The 16,682-nt window shown below is 41.7% G+C and carries 11 protein-coding genes; 3 read left to right on the top strand and 8 right to left on the bottom strand.

Annotated features, from left to right (window positions below; translation table 11 throughout):
* Nucleotides 1-359: 359 nt before the first annotated feature.
* Nucleotides 360-1,745: a lysine-sensitive aspartokinase 3 gene (gene lysC, locus KO534_RS11515; RefSeq protein ID WP_252732100.1), complete on the bottom strand. Its 1,386-nt coding sequence runs from the start codon at nt 1,743-1,745 to the stop codon at nt 360-362.
* Nucleotides 1,746-1,942: 197 nt separating this feature from the next.
* Here lysC and KO534_RS11510 point away from each other — a divergent pair, with 197 nt between their 5' ends.
* On the top strand, nt 1,943-3,475 hold the full coding sequence (locus KO534_RS11510) for an amidase (RefSeq protein ID WP_215929804.1): 1,533 nt from the start codon (nt 1,943-1,945) through the stop codon (nt 3,473-3,475).
* 10 nt (nt 3,476-3,485) lie between these two features.
* On the opposite strand, the gene KO534_RS11505 is transcribed toward KO534_RS11510, so the two are convergent.
* The 5 genes from KO534_RS11505 to KO534_RS11485 form a co-directional block, all read right to left on the bottom strand.
* Nucleotides 3,486-3,929, bottom strand: a complete 444-nt coding sequence (locus KO534_RS11505; RefSeq protein ID WP_215929803.1) for a DUF192 domain-containing protein — start codon at nt 3,927-3,929, stop codon at nt 3,486-3,488.
* Between the two features lie 35 nt (nt 3,930-3,964).
* Nucleotides 3,965-4,198 (bottom strand): hypothetical protein, encoded by a 234-nt coding sequence (locus KO534_RS11500; RefSeq protein WP_215929802.1) that lies wholly within the window; start codon nt 4,196-4,198, stop codon nt 3,965-3,967.
* Between the two features lie 132 nt (nt 4,199-4,330).
* Nucleotides 4,331-6,943 (bottom strand): bifunctional aconitate hydratase 2/2-methylisocitrate dehydratase, encoded by a 2,613-nt coding sequence (acnB, locus tag KO534_RS11495; RefSeq protein ID WP_215929801.1) that lies wholly within the window; start codon nt 6,941-6,943, stop codon nt 4,331-4,333.
* Between the two features lie 294 nt (nt 6,944-7,237).
* A complete protein-coding gene (locus tag KO534_RS11490; RefSeq protein ID WP_215929800.1) occupies nt 7,238-10,045 on the bottom strand; it encodes a bifunctional aconitate hydratase 2/2-methylisocitrate dehydratase in 2,808 nt (935 codons plus the stop codon).
* A gap of 276 nt (nt 10,046-10,321) precedes the next feature.
* On the bottom strand, nt 10,322-11,443 hold the full coding sequence (locus tag KO534_RS11485; RefSeq protein ID WP_215929799.1) for a PQQ-dependent sugar dehydrogenase: 1,122 nt from the start codon (nt 11,441-11,443) through the stop codon (nt 10,322-10,324).
* Between the two features lie 128 nt (nt 11,444-11,571).
* On the opposite strand from KO534_RS11485, the gene KO534_RS11480 reads away from it, so the two are divergent.
* A complete protein-coding gene (locus tag KO534_RS11480) occupies nt 11,572-12,030 on the top strand; it encodes a hypothetical protein (RefSeq protein WP_215929798.1) in 459 nt (152 codons plus the stop codon).
* Nucleotides 12,031-12,086: 56 nt separating this feature from the next.
* Here KO534_RS11480 and KO534_RS11475 read toward each other — a convergent pair whose 3' ends face one another.
* Nucleotides 12,087-13,955: a winged helix-turn-helix domain-containing protein gene (locus KO534_RS11475; protein WP_215929797.1), complete on the bottom strand. Its 1,869-nt coding sequence runs from the start codon at nt 13,953-13,955 to the stop codon at nt 12,087-12,089.
* Between the two features lie 160 nt (nt 13,956-14,115).
* On the opposite strand from KO534_RS11475, the gene KO534_RS11470 reads away from it, so the two are divergent.
* Nucleotides 14,116-14,880, top strand: a complete 765-nt coding sequence (locus KO534_RS11470; RefSeq protein ID WP_215929796.1) for a sterol desaturase family protein — start codon at nt 14,116-14,118, stop codon at nt 14,878-14,880.
* A gap of 128 nt (nt 14,881-15,008) precedes the next feature.
* Here KO534_RS11470 and KO534_RS11465 read toward each other — a convergent pair whose 3' ends face one another.
* Nucleotides 15,009-16,682, bottom strand: a complete 1,674-nt coding sequence (locus KO534_RS11465; protein WP_215929795.1) for a DUF3466 family protein — start codon at nt 16,680-16,682, stop codon at nt 15,009-15,011.

Below are 16,682 nucleotides of genomic sequence, written 5' to 3'. Positions count from 1 at the left end.
TAAACCGCGTACTTCTTAAATGTTAGTAAAAAGCACTTATCTTTAATAAGTGCTTTTTAGAATAAAACTTACGATTTTATATTTCACGTCATGGCATTAACAATTCAAAATCACGTTAATTCTCAACGCTGATTAATAATACAATCGAAAAAAACAACTCCTGCACCCGCCAACAAAATTTTAAATCAGTTTATCGAGTATAGTTTACATCAATGTTTCTTGCTGTGTACGGCGCTTGCCATTGAGTGGCGTAGACAGTTTTCTCGTTCAAAGTTATAAGGAGTGAATCTCATCAACAGTTGCAACCGATGGGATTGCCAAACGACTAGCAAATACCTTTAGATAGAGTGACTAGCAACCTACTCAAATAAAGCCTTATGCAACGCACATACAACATCTTTACTGTCAGCATCACTGACCAACAAGGACAAGTTATGAGGGTTGGCTCCATAACAAATCATACGTAAGTTGTAGTCGGCAACGGCAGCAAATATTTTGCTAGAAACCCCGGCGCCACTGTGCATATTATTGCCCACCACAGTAACCAAATCGTAGTTTTCTTCTACTAGCACATCACAAAATTCTGCGAGTTCTTCTATGGTTTCTTGATTTAGTCGTTTCAACACAGAGTTAGCAGGATTGTCTAGAGTAAAAGCTACTGATATTTCGGATGTAGTGATTAAATCAACACTGAGTTTATGTTCAGCAATAATGGTAAACACTTTTTGTAAGAACCCCTGAGCATACATCATTTTTGGGGTTTTAACGGTTACCATCACTTGTTCTTTGCGGCGAGTAATCGCGCGGTATGATGGTTCAACTGCACAATCACGCACTATCCATGTGCCACCTTTTTCTGGCTCGCGACTGGAACCCACAAACACTTTGATGTCTTGTCTAAGCGCCGGCTCCATTGTTGCTGGGTGTAAAACCTTGGCGCCAAAAGTGGCCATTTCTGCGGCTTCTTCAAAGCTTAATTCTGGAAGAGGACGCGCCGCAGCGGTGATCCTAGGATCAGTGGTGTATACCCCAATCACATCTGTCCATATTTCACAGGTTTGTGCGCCTAGGCCTTCAGCTAAAAGAGCGGCAGTAAAATCTGAACCTCCGCGACCAAGGGTAGTTGTATTGCCTTGCTGGTCGCTACCCACAAAACCTTGGGTAACTAACACTGTATCCACTAATGTAGGCAACATTAATTGTTTAGCGGCAGTAGCGATTTGCTCTAGGTCTGGTACGGCTTGTCCAAATTCACTGTCGGTTTTCAGTACGTTACGTACATCAAAGTTTTCTGCCTTTACCTGTAATTGGTTCAAAACAGCTGTGAACAACAGTGACGACATTCTTTCGCCGTGGGATAACAATGCATCTTTTAAATCAGCGCGATGGATTATTTCTTCATGTAAAGCTAAATCAGATAACGAGTCTAATAACTGTTGTAATTTTGGCGCAACTTCTTCAACGGTTTCAAGGGCGTGCAAAATAGCCTGTTGAATATTTTCGATTTCGGTGAGTTTTTGTTTTATTTGTTCTTTAGACATAGCAGTATGCGCAATGTCCACCAACAAATTGGTGACACCGGCCGAGGCACTAACCACTACTACTTTTGTATTCGGGTTGTTTTGAATGATTTTCGCGCAGTTTTGCATAGCTGCAAAATTTGCCACGCTAGTACCACCAAACTTGGCTACATTCAGGTTATTGATCACGCTGTTACTCACTGGTTTTTCACTCGTTAAACTCATTCTTGTTGCTCACAAAATAACAGTTTTCACTTATAATTAAAAAGTAAAAATCAGGGTATGTAACAGCTTTTTTGGAATAGTATATTCGAGTTATCTCAGCTATTTGGGTGATCTTCAGAAAACAGCGCTATCAAGACTACCTATTTGTGAGTACTTTCGGCAATATAACCCTTTAGTTAATTCACTGAGTACTTGCAATGCGTTGTTATTTGTCTTTACTACTCGCGGTATCCCTTTGGTGTGTCGCGCCTTCAATTTATTCTGCCGATAAGGCAGATTTTTCTAACTTAACATTAGCCAAAACTCAAATGCTGTTGAAAAGTGGCGACGCCACTTTAGCCCAGTTAGTTGACTACTATCTGGGTCGCATTGACAAATACGACACCAATGGCAACAAAATCAATTCTGTGGCTCAGATTAACCCTGCCCTCAAGCAACAAATATCCATTTTGCAAAACAAACTAGACACTCAACAACCTCTGGGTAACTTGTTTGGTGCCATAGTATTGTTAAAGGACAATATCGATGCCAATGGTATGGTCAATAGTGCGGGCTCTTGGTTAATGCGTGAACATCACCCCAAACAAGATGCTTTTGTGGTAGCGCGATTAATTGCAGAAGACGCACTGATTTTAGGCAAAGCGAATTTGTCGGAATGGGCCAACTTTCGTTCATCAAAGTCATCGAGTGGGTGGAGTAGTTTACATGGGCAAACGCTAAATCCACACGATCCCACTCGTTCTCCCTGTGGATCTAGCGCAGGCTCTGGCGCGGCCATTGCTGCCGATTTTGCTTTGTTGGCCGTAGGAACCGAAACCGATGGTTCTGTCACCTGTCCCGCTGCCGTAAACGGTATTGTGGGTATTAAACCAACTTTAGGTTTGTTAAGTCGTAGCGGAATTATTCCTATTGCCCATTCTCAAGATACTGCCGGTCCCATGACTCGTACAGTAACCGATTCAGTTATTATGTTAGAAGCCATGATGGGTAAAGACCCCATGGATAAAGCCGCTTTGTCACCAATTAGTTTGAGCCAGTACCTAAAATTAGGTGAACTCAAAGGTAAACGAATTGGCGTGATGCGCAATATGATGGGTTATCACCCAGAGTTAGATCAGGTATTTGACCAACAGTTAGTGGTATTTGAAAAAGCCGGCGCCATCATAGTTGACAATGCCAATATCGAAACCAAAGGCAAATGGGGCGAGGATGAATACACAGTTTTGTTAGCAGAATTTAAAGCGGATCTTAATCAGTATTTGACGCAATCTAAGGCACCATTAAAAAGCCTTGAAGACGCCATTGCCAAAAACATCGAATTTTCACCGCGCACTATGCCTGTATTTTCCCAAGAAATATTCATCGCAGCACAAGCCGCCCCTAACCTGAACGAAAAACAATATTTAGATGCGCTTGCCAACAGTAAACTACTTACTGGTGTGCAAGGTATTGATGCGACTTTAGCTAAACATGATGTGGACTTTCTGATTGCCCCAACCACTGCACCTGGTTGGAAAATAGACCATATTAATGGCGACAATTATATGGGGTCGGCAGGTTCAGCTTCGGCTGTCAGTGGTTACCCGCATATCACTGTGCCTATGGGTAGAGTTAAACATATGCCAGTCAACATTAGTTTTGTGGGTGCCAAATTATCAGAAGCGGTACTGGTGCAAGCGGCGTATGAATTTGAACAACTTACCCAAGCTAGATTAACCCCCAAACTATAAGTTAAGGCGTTTATTTAGCAGGGATCATAACGGTATCCCCTACCCGGATACCGTTTTCTGCAAACCATCCTTGATTCATTTCCCACGCATATTGCACCCGCTGTGATGACCTTGTGGTTTTCAAATCATGGGGGGTCATTGACTTAATATCCGTAATCATTCCATCGGCCCGAACAAAAGCGATATCTAAAGGAATAAGAGTATTTTTCATCCAGAAGCCCGCCATTCTAGACTCATCAAACTGAAACAACATTCCGCAATTTTCACATAAAGAGGAACGATGCATTAATCCTTGGGCTCGCTGTTCGAATGTTCGTGCATACTCTAAAGTGTAGACATTTCCCTTGATTTTCAGGCTAATTTCGCTAAAAAAGTCAACATCACTGTTAGCATCTGCAACGGCAAACACGGGAAAAGAAATAAACAGTACTAAGGAATAAAAAAGATTACGCATAGAAAAGTCTGAACAAAAATAAAGTGAGTGCTAGATTACAGCTTTTTACAAGAACAGCCCATATCTTTATTGCTGGTTTCCCATTCCTGAAAGTCACCTTGCACACATCGCTGTTGCAAAGTTTTACATTCAATTGCGCTATATTTAACTTCAGTATCTGCACCATGAGCAACGGCCCCACCTACAAATTGTCTCACGTGATTTTTGGTACAGCCCGCAAAAATGGTTACTACTGTCATCATTAATAGGCTTTTTAAAAGAAGTTGCATTATTTTTCCTCGTCCAAATAGTTAATCATCTGAATGGTAAATCTACGAAAAGTTCAGACGCAAAACACTCAACCTATAAAAAAACCGGTACACCACAAAGGGCAATACCGGCTTTCTATACCGACTAACTCACTAGGCAATATTTAGAGTAGGAATAATATTCGCCTTAGCGGCGTCTGACGCTTTTTGGAACGCATCCATACGGTCGAAGTTTAAGTACCTAAAGACCTCAGCCGACATTGACTCAATTTTGCTAGCATAAGACATATACTCGTCAGTAGAAGGTATTTTTCCCATAATAGCTCCTACTGCCGCCAGTTCAGCTGAACACAAATATACATTTGCACCATCACCTAATCGATTCGGGAAGTTACGTGTAGATGTAGATAACACAGTTGAATTAGGCTCAACCCTTGCCTGATTCCCCATGCAAAGTGAACAACCGGACATTTCAAGACGCACCCCAGATTTGGCGTAAATATCGTAGTAACCTTCTTCGGTTAACTGTGCCTGATCCATTTTAGTAGGAGGCGACATCCATAATCGTGTGGGTAAGGTACCTTCAAATTGTTGCAACAGTTTACCCGCCGCTCGGAAATGACCAATGTTTGTCATACATGAACCAATAAAGACTTCATCAATATTGTTACCAGCAACGTCAGATAAAGTCTTAGCGTCATCTGGATCGTTAGGACAACATAAAATTGGCTCTTTAATTTCTGCTAAATCGATTTCAATGGTTTCGACATATTCAGCGTCGGCGTCGGCTTGCATCAACTCAGGTTTAGCCAACCACTCTTCCATCTTACGCGCACGACGCTCTATAGTACGTGCATCACCGTAACCTTCATTGATCATCCAACGTAACATAGTGATGTTAGAGTTAAGGTACTCGGCGATAGACTCTTGTGAAAGTTTGATAGTACAACCCGCAGCCGAACGCTCGGCTGACGCATCAGATAATTCAAACGCCTGCTCTACCGTTAAGTTACTCAACCCCTCGATTTCTAAAATTCGCCCCGAGAATGCATTCACTTTGCCTTTTTTAGCAACAGTTAATAAGCCTTGCTTAATCCCGTATAAAGGTATGGCATGGACTAAATCACGTAAGGTGATGCCTGGCTGCATTTCACCTTTAAAGCGCACCAATATTGACTCAGGCATATCCAGCGGCATCACACCTGTGGCGGCGGCAAACGCCACTAAACCCGAGCCTGCAGGAAACGAAATTCCTAGTGGAAAACGGGTATGAGAATCTCCACCTGTGCCTACCGTATCCGGTAACAACATGCGATTTAACCATGAGTGAATAATACCGTCGCCAGCACGTAATGAAACACCGCCACGGTTCATAATAAAATCTGGCAAGGTATGCTGAGTTTCGATATCAATCGGCTTTGGATAGGCAGCGGTATGACAGAAAGACTGCATAGTTAAATCGGCCGTAAACCCTAAACAGGCTAAGTCTTTTAGCTCGTCGCGGGTCATAGGGCCAGTGGTATCTTGTGAACCAACTGTGGTCATTTTAGGCTCGCAATAAGTACCAGGGCGAATACCTTGGACACCACATGCACGCCCAACCATTTTCTGAGCTAAGGTATATCCTTTTCCAGTATCAGCGGGTTGCTCAGGTTTACGGAACAATTCGGAAGGGCCAAGTCCTAAAGACTCCCGCGCTTTATCAGTTAAACCACGTCCTATAATGAGGTTTATTCGACCACCTGCGCGAACTTCATCTAACAAAACCTCTGACTTGTATTGATATTCAGCCAATACTTCACCTGTTGTGGAGTCGGTAATTTTACCTTCAAGTGGCAAGATATCAATCACATCACCCATGTTCATTTTTTCAACATTGGCTTCAAATACTAAAGCTCCCGCATCTTCCATTGTATTGTAAAAGATTGGGGCCACTTTACTGCCAATACAGATGCCACCGCCGCGTTTGTTAGGCACGCCAGGCAAATCTTCACCAAAAAACCACAACACCGAGTTGGTGGCGGACTTACGAGACGAGCCCGTACCGACTACGTCACCCACAAAAGCCACCGGATAACCTTTGGCTTTCATGTCTTCAATTTGTTTTAAGGGTCCTACTTCACCATGTTTTTCAGGCTCAAGTCCATCGCGGGTCATTTTAAATGCGGCTCGCGCATGTAGCGGAATATCTGGGCGTGACCATGCGTCTGGAGCCGGAGACAGGTCGTCGGTATTGGTTTCACCCGTAACTTTAAACACAGTCGCGGTGATTTTTTCAGGCATTTCCGGGCGCGACGTAAACCACTCTGCATCAGCCCAAGACTCTATTATGTCTTTTGCGAAAGCGTTACCGGCTTTGGACTTCTCTTCAACATCATGAAACGCATCAAACATTAACAAAGTATGTTTCAATTCTTCGGCGGCTAATTCTGCTAAGTCTGGATCATCAAGGGCCGCAACCAAAGTGACGATGTTATAACCACCGTGCATATTGCCTAATAATTGAATGGCGGCATCTTTGGAAATCAGAGGTGAAGAGGCCTCATCTTCAATAATTGCGGTCAGAAATCCTGCTTTGACGTAAGCGGCCTCATCTACTCCGGGAGGCACCCGTTCAGACAATAACTCTAATAGTGTTTCTTCTTCGCCAGTAGGCGGCGCTTTCAACAACTCAACTAAGCCGGCGACTTGTTCTGCATTAAGTGGTTTAGGTGGAATATTTTCTGCGGCACGTTCTGCAACGTGTTTACGATAAGCTTCTAGCACAATTTTGTCCTCTAAGTTAACTCCTAAAACAACGACTTATAGTGGAGTATGGGAAAGTAACCGCACAAGTATAAGGGTTATTGCTACAAAGTGAAATTAGACACGCCTTGAGATTGCGTTCGATCAATATCTGCTTAATTGGGAATTAAGCTAGTGTAAAAGTAAGAGGGAAATGTTGAGCGGTAATCTTGTTACTGAAAAAAGGGTTACCTGAGTGTTTTAGCTAATTGAGGATAAATTCTCAATTAGCTAAAACAGTAACCCTGATGATTTTCGGTTTACGAAATGTATTTCCTAAACAGGATCAGCAATTCTCACTGCAACCGCAGGTGCTGACGTTAATGCATGTGTCGGTGGAGCAAAATCAGTCAGGTTAATACCTTCAACCGCTGCGGTATATTCGTCCATTGTAGGGAAACGTCCCAACATAGTAGAAAGCACAACTAACGGCGTAGAGCCTAGCAATGACTCACCTTTTTTCTCCGCGCTATCTGCCACTACACGACCTTGGAACAAACGAGTTGAAGTAGCGATAACAGTATCACCTGGTTCGGCTTTTTCTTGGTTACCCATACACAAGTTACAACCTGGGCGCTCTAAATACATGATGTTGTCGTATTTAGTACGAGCTGCATCTTTAGGGGAGGCATCGTTAAATTCGAAACCTGAGTACTTCTGTAGAATTTCCCAGTCACCTTCTGCTTTAAGCTCATCAACAATATTGTATGTAGGTGGAGCAACAACCAACGGTGCTTTAAACTCAATATTGCCGTTTTGTTTTTCAATGTTACGGAACATTTGTGCAATGATTTGCATATCACCTTTATGCACCATACAAGAACCAACAAAACCTAGATCAACAGGTTTACCTTTATAGTACGAAACAGGGCGAATAACGTCATGGGTATAACGTTTTGATACGTCGTCGTTATTGACATCTGGATCGGCGATCATTGGCTCGTCAATTTGGTCTAAATCAACTACTACTTCAGCGTAATATTTAGCATTATTATCTGGAGTGAGTGCTGGAGCTGAACCTGACTTAATTTCTTCAATACGCTTATTAGCAATATCGATAAGGCCTTGTAGCGTTTTCGCTGGGTTTTCCATACCTTTATCGATCATGATTTGGATACGGCTCTTAGCGATTTCTAAGGAACCAATTAAGGTTTCATCTTCAGAAATACAGATAGACGCTTTGGCTTTCATCTCTGCTGACCAGTCAGTAAAGGTGAATGCTTGGTCGGCTAACAAAGTACCAATGTGCACTTCGATTACGCGACCTTGGAACACGTTTTCGCCACCAAATTGTTTAAGCATTTGCGCTTGGGTTGAATGCACCACATCACGAAAATCCATGTAGCCTTTCATTTTACCTTTAAAGGTGACTTTTACAGACTCAGGGATTGGCATGGCAGCTTCACCAGTCGCTAGTGCTAAGGCTACTGTGCCAGAGTCAGCACCAAATGCGACACCTTTAGACATACGAGTATGAGAGTCACCACCTATGATAATCGCGCGGTCGTCCACTGTAATATCATTCAATACTTTATGAATAACGTCAGTCATTGCAGGATAAACGCCCTTAGGATCACGTGCAGTGATAAGGCCAAATGCGTTCATAAAACTCATCAGTTTAGGAATGTTAGCTTTTGCCTTGCTATCCCACACTGAAGCGGTGTGACAACCTGATTGATAAGCACCATCAACAATGGGAGAAATAGTTGACGCAGCCATGGCTTCGAGTTCTTGGCAAGTCATAGGGCCAGTGGTGTCTTGTGAACCCACAATGTTCACTTTAACTCGCACGTCAGAACCTGCATGTAAGGCATTTTTAGAAGTCACACCTACCGCATTTCTATTGAATATTTTTTCAACTGCAGTTAAACCTTGACCTTCAATTGAGGTTTCTTTTGAAAGTGCAAATACAGCTGGCGCTTCAATACCTAAGGTTTCGGCTGCAAATGTTTGTAATTTTTTACCAAATACTACAGCGTAAGAACCACCGGCTTTCATGAATTCAACTTTTTGCGGGGTAAAGGCAGAAGAGATATCTACCAATTCTTTGTCGCCGTTAAATAACTTTTTGGCTTTTGTATCGATAGTTAATATCGTGCCAGTCGCAACTGAGTAGGCTTCTTCTAATACTGCATCGCCATTATCATCAACTACTGTTTTGCCATTAGCATCGACTTTCTTAACCCAGTTTTTAAGATCAAGACCAATACCACCGGTTACATCAACTGTAGTTAGGAAAATGGGAGAGATACCATTAGTACCGGCAACGACAGGCGCAATGTTTATGAATGGTACATAAGGACTAGCTTGTTTACCGGCCCAAAGTGCAACGTTGTTCACACCTGACATACGAGATGAACCTACACCCATAGTGCCTTTTTCGGCGATTAACATCACCTTAGCGTTTGGATGTTTAGCTTGTAATGCTTGTATTTCTTGTTGCGCTTCAGGAGTGATCATACATTGGCCGTGTAATTCACGGTCTGCACGAGAATGAGCTTGATGACCTGGAGATAATAAATCGGTAGAAATATCACCTTCACCCGCTATATAAGTAACCACTTCAATTTTTTCAGCTACATCAGGTAACTTAGTAAAAAATTCTGCTTGCGCGTAACTTTCTAACAAATCCTTAGCTACCCCATTGCCTGCTTTAAAAGCAGCTTCAAGGCGAGCTGTATCAGCGTCGTATAAAAATACCTGTGTTTTTAATACATCTGCAGCTTTAGCAGCTAACGCGGTGTCGTCACCTAATGCAAGGTCGAGTAACACTTCGATAGAAGGGCCGCCTTTCATGTGAGATAACAATTCAAAGGCAAATTCAACTGAGATTTCAGCGACAACGGTTTCGCCAAGGATAATTTCTTTTAAGAATTTTGCCTTTTCACTTGCCGCACTAGTGGTTCCTGGCAAGGTGTTATAGATGAAGAAATTAAGCGATACGTCTCTGTGCTCATGGGCCGAGTCTTTTATTTGCTCGATAATCTCAGCTAATAATTCAGCACTATCAATTGGCTTGGGTGCCAATCCTAGATCTTTTTTACGATTTTCGATTTCTTCAAGGTATTCTAAAAACAAACTCATATACAACTCCCAAGGGTTATAACGTGCTAATAGTAGGGTAATTAGCAGGGTGAAATTTTGCGACTGACTACTTAATTTATTAGCAACTAAGCATCATTTGTAAAAATAAACATTAATTACATAAGCAGGAATAAAACCCAACTATTATAAGGGTTATTATCAAAAAGTGGAATTGTGAACTCGCTTTGTTTACCTATAATCAGTATTCATTTAAGTTATAAGTTACTGAATTTTACAGTTTTTTAACAAAAATGCTTATTTTGAGTAAATCTAGCGCTAATCTGGCACAACTCTCAGCACCTTGCCTTGTGCGCTATCGGTTAAAATATAGATAGAACCATCAGGATGAACACGCACATCACGAATTCTTTGGTCAAGCTCTTTGAATAAAGAGAGTTGCCCTGTCACTTTCAAACCATCCATTTGCACCCATCGCACCTCTTTGAATTTAAGGACACTGATTAACAAGTCTCCGTTCAATGATTTGAATTGTTCGCCGCCGTGAACTGCCATTCCAGAAGGCGCAATTGAAGGAGTCCAATCGATAAAAGGCTGCTGCATATTAGGATATTCTGTGAACGGGCTAATACGTCCACCTATATAATCTTTGCCATGGGTAATCACCGGCCAACCGTAATTTACCCCAGCTTGAATTATATTAAGTTCATCGCCTCCGTCTGGCCCATGCTCATTGGAAAAAATCACTTGGCGCACAGGATCAAATACAATTGCCTGAGCGTTTCTGTGTCCATAACTAAAAATGTAGTTCATTAACGAATCAGTATCCTCAACAACATAAGGGTTGTTTGCGGGAACACTACCATCGTCATGAATTCGTATCACTTTACCCATTAAACTATTGAGTTTTTGTGCGTCTTCTCGATAGTCAAATCCATCGCCACTTGTTATTAATAAGGTATGATCAGGCAAAAAAGTCATACGACCCGCAAAATGCACTGGTGTAGATTTATAGGGCGAAACCCTAAGCACAACTTGCTGTTCAGTTAGCTGATTCCCCCTGAGTTTTGCTCGCATGACCTGTAAAGCGTTTTTGCTAGGCTCCCCCATAGAATAAGAAAGATACAACCAATTGTTAGATGCGAAATTAGGATGCAAAACCACATCTAATAATCCCCCCTGCCCTTGTACATATATATTGTTGGGTAAACCATTAATTAGCTCTGGAGAATGCCCTTCGCGGATTCTTGACAATTTACCGCTTCGCTCAGTTACCAAAACACTCTGATCGGGCATAAATGCTAGGGACCAAGGAAAGTTGAGGTCGTTTGCAATCTGCTGTATTTGATAATTAGGGAATTGAAGTTTCGGCGTTGCCAAACCATTAGAAGTCGCGACAAAAAACAAAGTCATCGCAAAAATAAAACCTCGGTATTGCATAAATGTGTCGTCTCTAGGATAGAATTAGACTCGCAATCCGAGCCATAGTTGATTGATATTAGCATCCAGTTCCCTCATTATCCCCCCAATTCCTTGTTCCACGTTAACAATAAAATAAGTAGTATTGTATGAAACTAAATTTTTACCTTAGGCTTTGCACTCATTTTCTTGTAGCTGTGATTTTTGCATTTGTTCTAGCCAGCCTAATTCATAGTCAATTAGTGATGGCTGAGTTGAGTCAATTAGGAGTTAAGATTTTATTCAAAGACAGACTCAGTATGAGTCTGGACGATCTATTAGGTCTTTATCCAACTTACGGGGTAGTCATAGCCGCGAGTTTTCTTATTGCGTTTGTGGTGGCAAAACAGTTGATTAAACGCTTTAAACTGTCCCCTAATCTAATCTATGGTTTGGCTGGAGGTGTGAGTATCTCTGTGGCACTTTTAGCAATGCATCCCATTTTAGACATTAGTTTATTAGCCAGTACTAGAAGCACTTTTGGCTTTATATGCCAAAGTTTGTGTGGCGCTATTGGTGGAGGTGTATTCGCTTACCTAAGGAAACAAAATCACAATATTAGTCAATAATCACTTTTTCAAAAACTGATTCAAAGAATCAAACACTTATTCTAGCATTAAGTAAACTAACGCGGGTATTGGCGGATAGCGCCGTCATCTAGCCCGACTCTTGTTAGCAATGCTAAATAACGAGGGTCACTTTTTATGTGGCTTAATCTCGGGTCAAAACGCGTAAAAACCAGACAGTTAGATCGGTAAGCAATGGCTTCATTGAACAACTCAAATGCTTTGTCAGTCTGATTAAGCAGTAAATGAGTGATGGCGGTTTCATAGGGACATAAAAAGCCGTCAGTTTGCTTAGCTTCTTCTAGTAAAAGTGGGATTTTATCAAGCATTCCAGCGTGCCCATAACTTTGTGCCAAAGCCAGTATCGCGTAAGGTGAACCAGAGTCCAATGAGACTCCTTTGGTGGCTAAGGCGATGGCTCGTTCGTGGTCTCCAGATAGTGACGCAGAAACACTGGCACCACTATAAATCAACCCAACTTCAGGGTGTAATTGAATTTGATTTTTAGCCCATTGTATAGCAGCTGTGTTTTCTCCTATCATTGCTAACGCCCAGTGTCCCCAATCGGCGAGTTCGATGTTTAATGGGTCAAGTTCGTTGGCTTTTTCAAGAGATCGATACACCCCTTCTACATCACCAATACCTGAATAATAAAGCGCAAAACCCACCTCAGTTAGCGCCAGATTTGGGTCTTCTTTTCGAGCCGCATTGAGCACTTTCCACGCATCTTCCCAGCGCCATGCAAATACATAAGCCAAGCCCAAAGATGATAACGCTTCAGCTGAATCCGGTCTAATTTCAAGTGCCGCTAGAACAGAATCAACAACATCGGGTAAAACCTCTACAGGTTTCTCAAAATAGGACATGATTATACGAAACGCATCTGCCTTAGCTACATACGCCGCCTCGAAATGAGGATCTAGTTTGATAGCTTGAGAAAACAACACCACCGAGCGTTTTAAGGAATCATAAGTCAACAAATTTAATTGCTTTTGTCCCGCCACATAAAGTTCATATGCCTTTAAGTTGGTGGTGGGTAATTCTGCTAGGGCGCTTTGTTCTTTTGCTAATATGACAACTTTTAGCGCGTCTGAAACAGAAGCGGCAATATCAGTCTGAACCGAAAAGAAATTGGTGTCATCAATGCGGCTATTATAGTGGTCATTCCATATTAAATTGTCTTTAGTTAAACTCTCTAGTTCGGTGCTAATCTGAATACTTTGGTTAACATCAACACTCACCATCGCATCCAACAAGTAGTCAACTTCGGGAAGTTTCTTACTAATATTCTCAGTTGATTTATTGTCTTTAAACGTAAAAGCGGAAGAAGCAGGTATCACCCGTAATCCAGAAATTTGCCGGAGCTTTAAGATGACTTCACGGGTGATTTGATCAGCGAAGGGTTGCCACTTTTCGCTGTCACCTCCAGAAACACTAAAGGGCACGACCAAAATATAAGGCCGCGTGTCTGATTCAACATCTAGCTGAGTCGTTCCTGTTGGCCACCAATAAGCGATGATTAGCAGAATCAAACAAGTAATAGCAAATACGAGTTTTGGCATACTCTGCAGTTTGTTTAATACAGTGGCCGGTTGACTTTGAGGTTGATTAACTAAAGGCAACTCCAGCACTTCAGCTATAAACTGGTAGCCTCGCCCTCGCACCGTTTTTATGACTTGCTGCAAATCACCATTATCACCCAGCGCCTTTCTGGCACTTTTAACATGGTTACTTAAGGTGGTGTCTGAAACTTCACGGCCAGCCCAAATTTTGTCAAATAACTCATCTCTGGTTATCAAGCGGCCGCGATTTTCGATTAAATAAACCAGTAAGTCGAACACTTTGGGTTCAACAGAAACCGCAGTTGTACCCAAAGTAATTTGGAACTGTGTGGTGTCAATTTCGAAGTCTGCTATTAGATATTTCATACATGTCTCATTTTGCACAAACAACACAGCATGGCAATCGATTGGCCCATAAGGTTACCCATTGATTAGCCAATTGTTACATAAAATTCAGGTAAAAAAACAGCGGCAATCGATACTCACACTGGCAACAACCACTATTTATTTTAAGGATAATTTAACCATGCCAACCCCACTTGAAATCTTACTCGACCCAATATCTCTCGGTGTTATTGCTCTTTTCTGTACGCTAATGATACTGGAAGTCATAGCGCCTGGACGCAAACAAACATCAGTAAAAGGATGGGTACCCCGAGCGTTAATATTCTTTGTCGGTTACTTCTACCTTTCTACTTATTTGCCGCTTTTTTGGGACAAATATCTAATCGAATACCAACTTTTCGACCTTACAGAAATGAACGTTTACTTGAGTACACTTATCGCGGTATTGGTTTTTGAACTACTCATTTATGTTTGGCACCGCAGTTTACATAAAACGAATTGGTTATGGCGTTCCTTCCATCAAATGCATCATAGCGCAGAAAGAGTTGATACTCTTGGTGCGTTTTATTTTAGTCCGCTAGATATGATTGGTTTTACAATGATGGGCAGTTTAAGTTTAGCGCTGATTGTTGGCGTTAGCCCACAAACAACCACGTACTTTTTATTCATCACTATGTTTTTGGTAATATTCCAACATACCAATATAAAAACCCCACAATGGTTAGGCTACCTTGTGCAGCGCCCAGAGAGTCACTCAGTGCACCATTCTAAAGGTATACACGCATACAATTATTCAGATTTACCAATCTTCGACATCTTGTTTGGTACCTTCAAAAACCCAGCTCAGTTTGAGAAAGAAATTGGTTTTTACAGCGGTGCTTCGGCAAAAATCCCTGACATGTTACTTTGCAAAGATATAACATCTCAACAAAATAAAGCGCTGTGAACTTTCACTAAATTACGGATGATTAGGCTGATTGCACTCTTGACACAGTGTACTTTTAACTTACATCCATTTGAAGTTCTGATTGGCTAATTAGGCTGGGCATCTATATTGATGCCCAATCAAAAAGACTACTCCCCTTGTTTGGTCCTTAGTCTAAAAAGACATAATAGAAATAACCCTAAGTTCAGTAACAAAGGCATACTCGCGCCTTGGCGTACTTGCTCTTCCACATAAACATCACAGTTATCAATAGAGCCACCAGCAATTGGAATGAGTTTTACTGCAACTACCGTATCTACTAAGGTTTGACCACCAAGATCGTCTAGAATGATTTCTCCGCGAATATTTCTCTGTGGTTTAGATACCAACGCGGTTGCGATTATTTCATTGCTATCGTTAATAGCATTTGCCTGCACAATATCGTAGTCAGAGTTACATTCAGTCAGTGAATTAAGCCCTTGAAATATATCGTTTTTGTAGTCGTATAAAAAACCTTCGGTTCTGCGCTCTGTAAGTGTGGCTTCAGACTCGCCATAACCTACCACAAAGTTTTCGTTATTAATCGAATTGGCCACACTAGATGAGCCTACAAAAAAGTCATCTGGATACAGAGTGAGATCAGCTTCGATATCATGTATAAAAAACTTAGAACGGGTGGTGCCATTGACACTTTTGGTGACGTGCCCGACTACAATATTATCGTTGTTGATATCGTAGGCAGTACTCGTAAATACCTCTTCATCTTGATTAATGGTCGTCACCTGATCGCCAATATAAATTGCAGCTGCAGTAGTCAAAGAGTCTGTATCAAGATAATAATTAGGGGATTCTCCCACAGCGACGCCGTAGTCGTTTATTGCCACTGCTGTGCTTTTGTATGCAGTGCTATTAGAATCATCTAGCTCAATTAGCATGCCTAAAGTGTAGGTATCGATTAAATCTCCATCTTCATCTAATTGCCAAATTAACCCTCTTTGTTGCGCTACCGAAGTGACATTGTTAAACAAACTAATACTCAAGGATCGTAAACAAGACTCCTCTGGTACATCGCCTCTTTCAGTTGGATCAGCACAGTCCTCAACTCCTGTTGTGTAGGTATCAGAAACAAATTCGGTTGTGCCATAACCCACCACTTGATTGCTGGAATTGATATCGTAAGCATCGCTTATTCCACCGGCAGTTGCGTCGGGTGGCGGCAGTTCTGTTATGTCCCCATCTACCTGAGCAAAGGCTCGTGAGTAGAAATCATTCAATACATAGGTCACATCATAAAAATTTTCATTAAGATAGGTTAGAGTGTAAAAACCATCCTGACTATTACCCACCGCATATCCAAAATTATTGATAGACCTAACTTGGGTGGTTGCGCTGTTTCTGTAGTCATCGGTGTTGGGGTCGATGGTATCGAAACCGCGTATTAGATCGCTGTATGTTTCGGTTGCGATATAACTATTTAAACTGGCGATTTGTTGAAATTGTTGATCTTGTGTATAGGACGATACATAGCTATACAACCAGTTATAATCAATGTCACTTAAATCCCCACCTCGAACACCATCTAGGTTATCTAAACCCGCGATCACCTCTGCCGAGTCAAAGTCGATTAAACTTGTATCTATTGGAGGATTATATTGCAATTCCATATTCACAACTGTTTCGCCTACATTATTAATTGCTACTGGGAAAGTGCTCTCGCCCAATTCTGCAACAGGCAATTCAACAACGGTATATTGCGCAGCCTGAGCCAGTGATACAGCGAAAAGAGAAAGGGTAAAACTGGTAGTAATTATTGGTTTTTTCAT

The sequence above is a fragment of the Paraglaciecola arctica genome, assembly GCF_018861065.1.
Lineage (GTDB): Bacteria > Pseudomonadota > Gammaproteobacteria > Enterobacterales > Alteromonadaceae > Paraglaciecola > Paraglaciecola arctica_B.
The sequence above is the reverse complement of the archived record's forward strand: the minus strand, read 5'-3'. Positions and strand labels throughout refer to the sequence as shown.

What these genes read in the sequence shown, in the direction of transcription:
- KO534_RS11505 (WP_215929803.1), bottom strand. Translation starts at nt 3,929, where the DNA reads ATGCGTAATCTTTTTTATTCCTTAGTACTGTTTATTTCTTTTCCCGTG.
- lysC (WP_252732100.1), bottom strand. Translation starts at nt 1,745, where the DNA reads ATGAGTTTAACGAGTGAAAAACCAGTGAGTAACAGCGTGATCAATAAC.
- KO534_RS11500 (WP_215929802.1), bottom strand. Translation starts at nt 4,198, where the DNA reads ATGCAACTTCTTTTAAAAAGCCTATTAATGATGACAGTAGTAACCATT.
- KO534_RS11485 (WP_215929799.1), bottom strand. Translation starts at nt 11,443, where the DNA reads ATGCAATACCGAGGTTTTATTTTTGCGATGACTTTGTTTTTTGTCGCG.
- KO534_RS11490 (WP_215929800.1), bottom strand. Translation starts at nt 10,045, where the DNA reads ATGAGTTTGTTTTTAGAATACCTTGAAGAAATCGAAAATCGTAAAAAA.
- KO534_RS11510 (WP_215929804.1), top strand. Translation starts at nt 1,943, where the DNA reads ATGCGTTGTTATTTGTCTTTACTACTCGCGGTATCCCTTTGGTGTGTC.
- KO534_RS11480 (WP_215929798.1), top strand. Translation starts at nt 11,572, where the DNA reads ATGAAACTAAATTTTTACCTTAGGCTTTGCACTCATTTTCTTGTAGCT.
- KO534_RS11470 (WP_215929796.1), top strand. Translation starts at nt 14,116, where the DNA reads ATGCCAACCCCACTTGAAATCTTACTCGACCCAATATCTCTCGGTGTT.
- KO534_RS11475 (WP_215929797.1), bottom strand. Translation starts at nt 13,955, where the DNA reads ATGAAATATCTAATAGCAGACTTCGAAATTGACACCACACAGTTCCAA.
- KO534_RS11465 (WP_215929795.1), bottom strand. Translation starts at nt 16,682, where the DNA reads ATGAAAAAACCAATAATTACTACCAGTTTTACCCTTTCTCTTTTCGCT.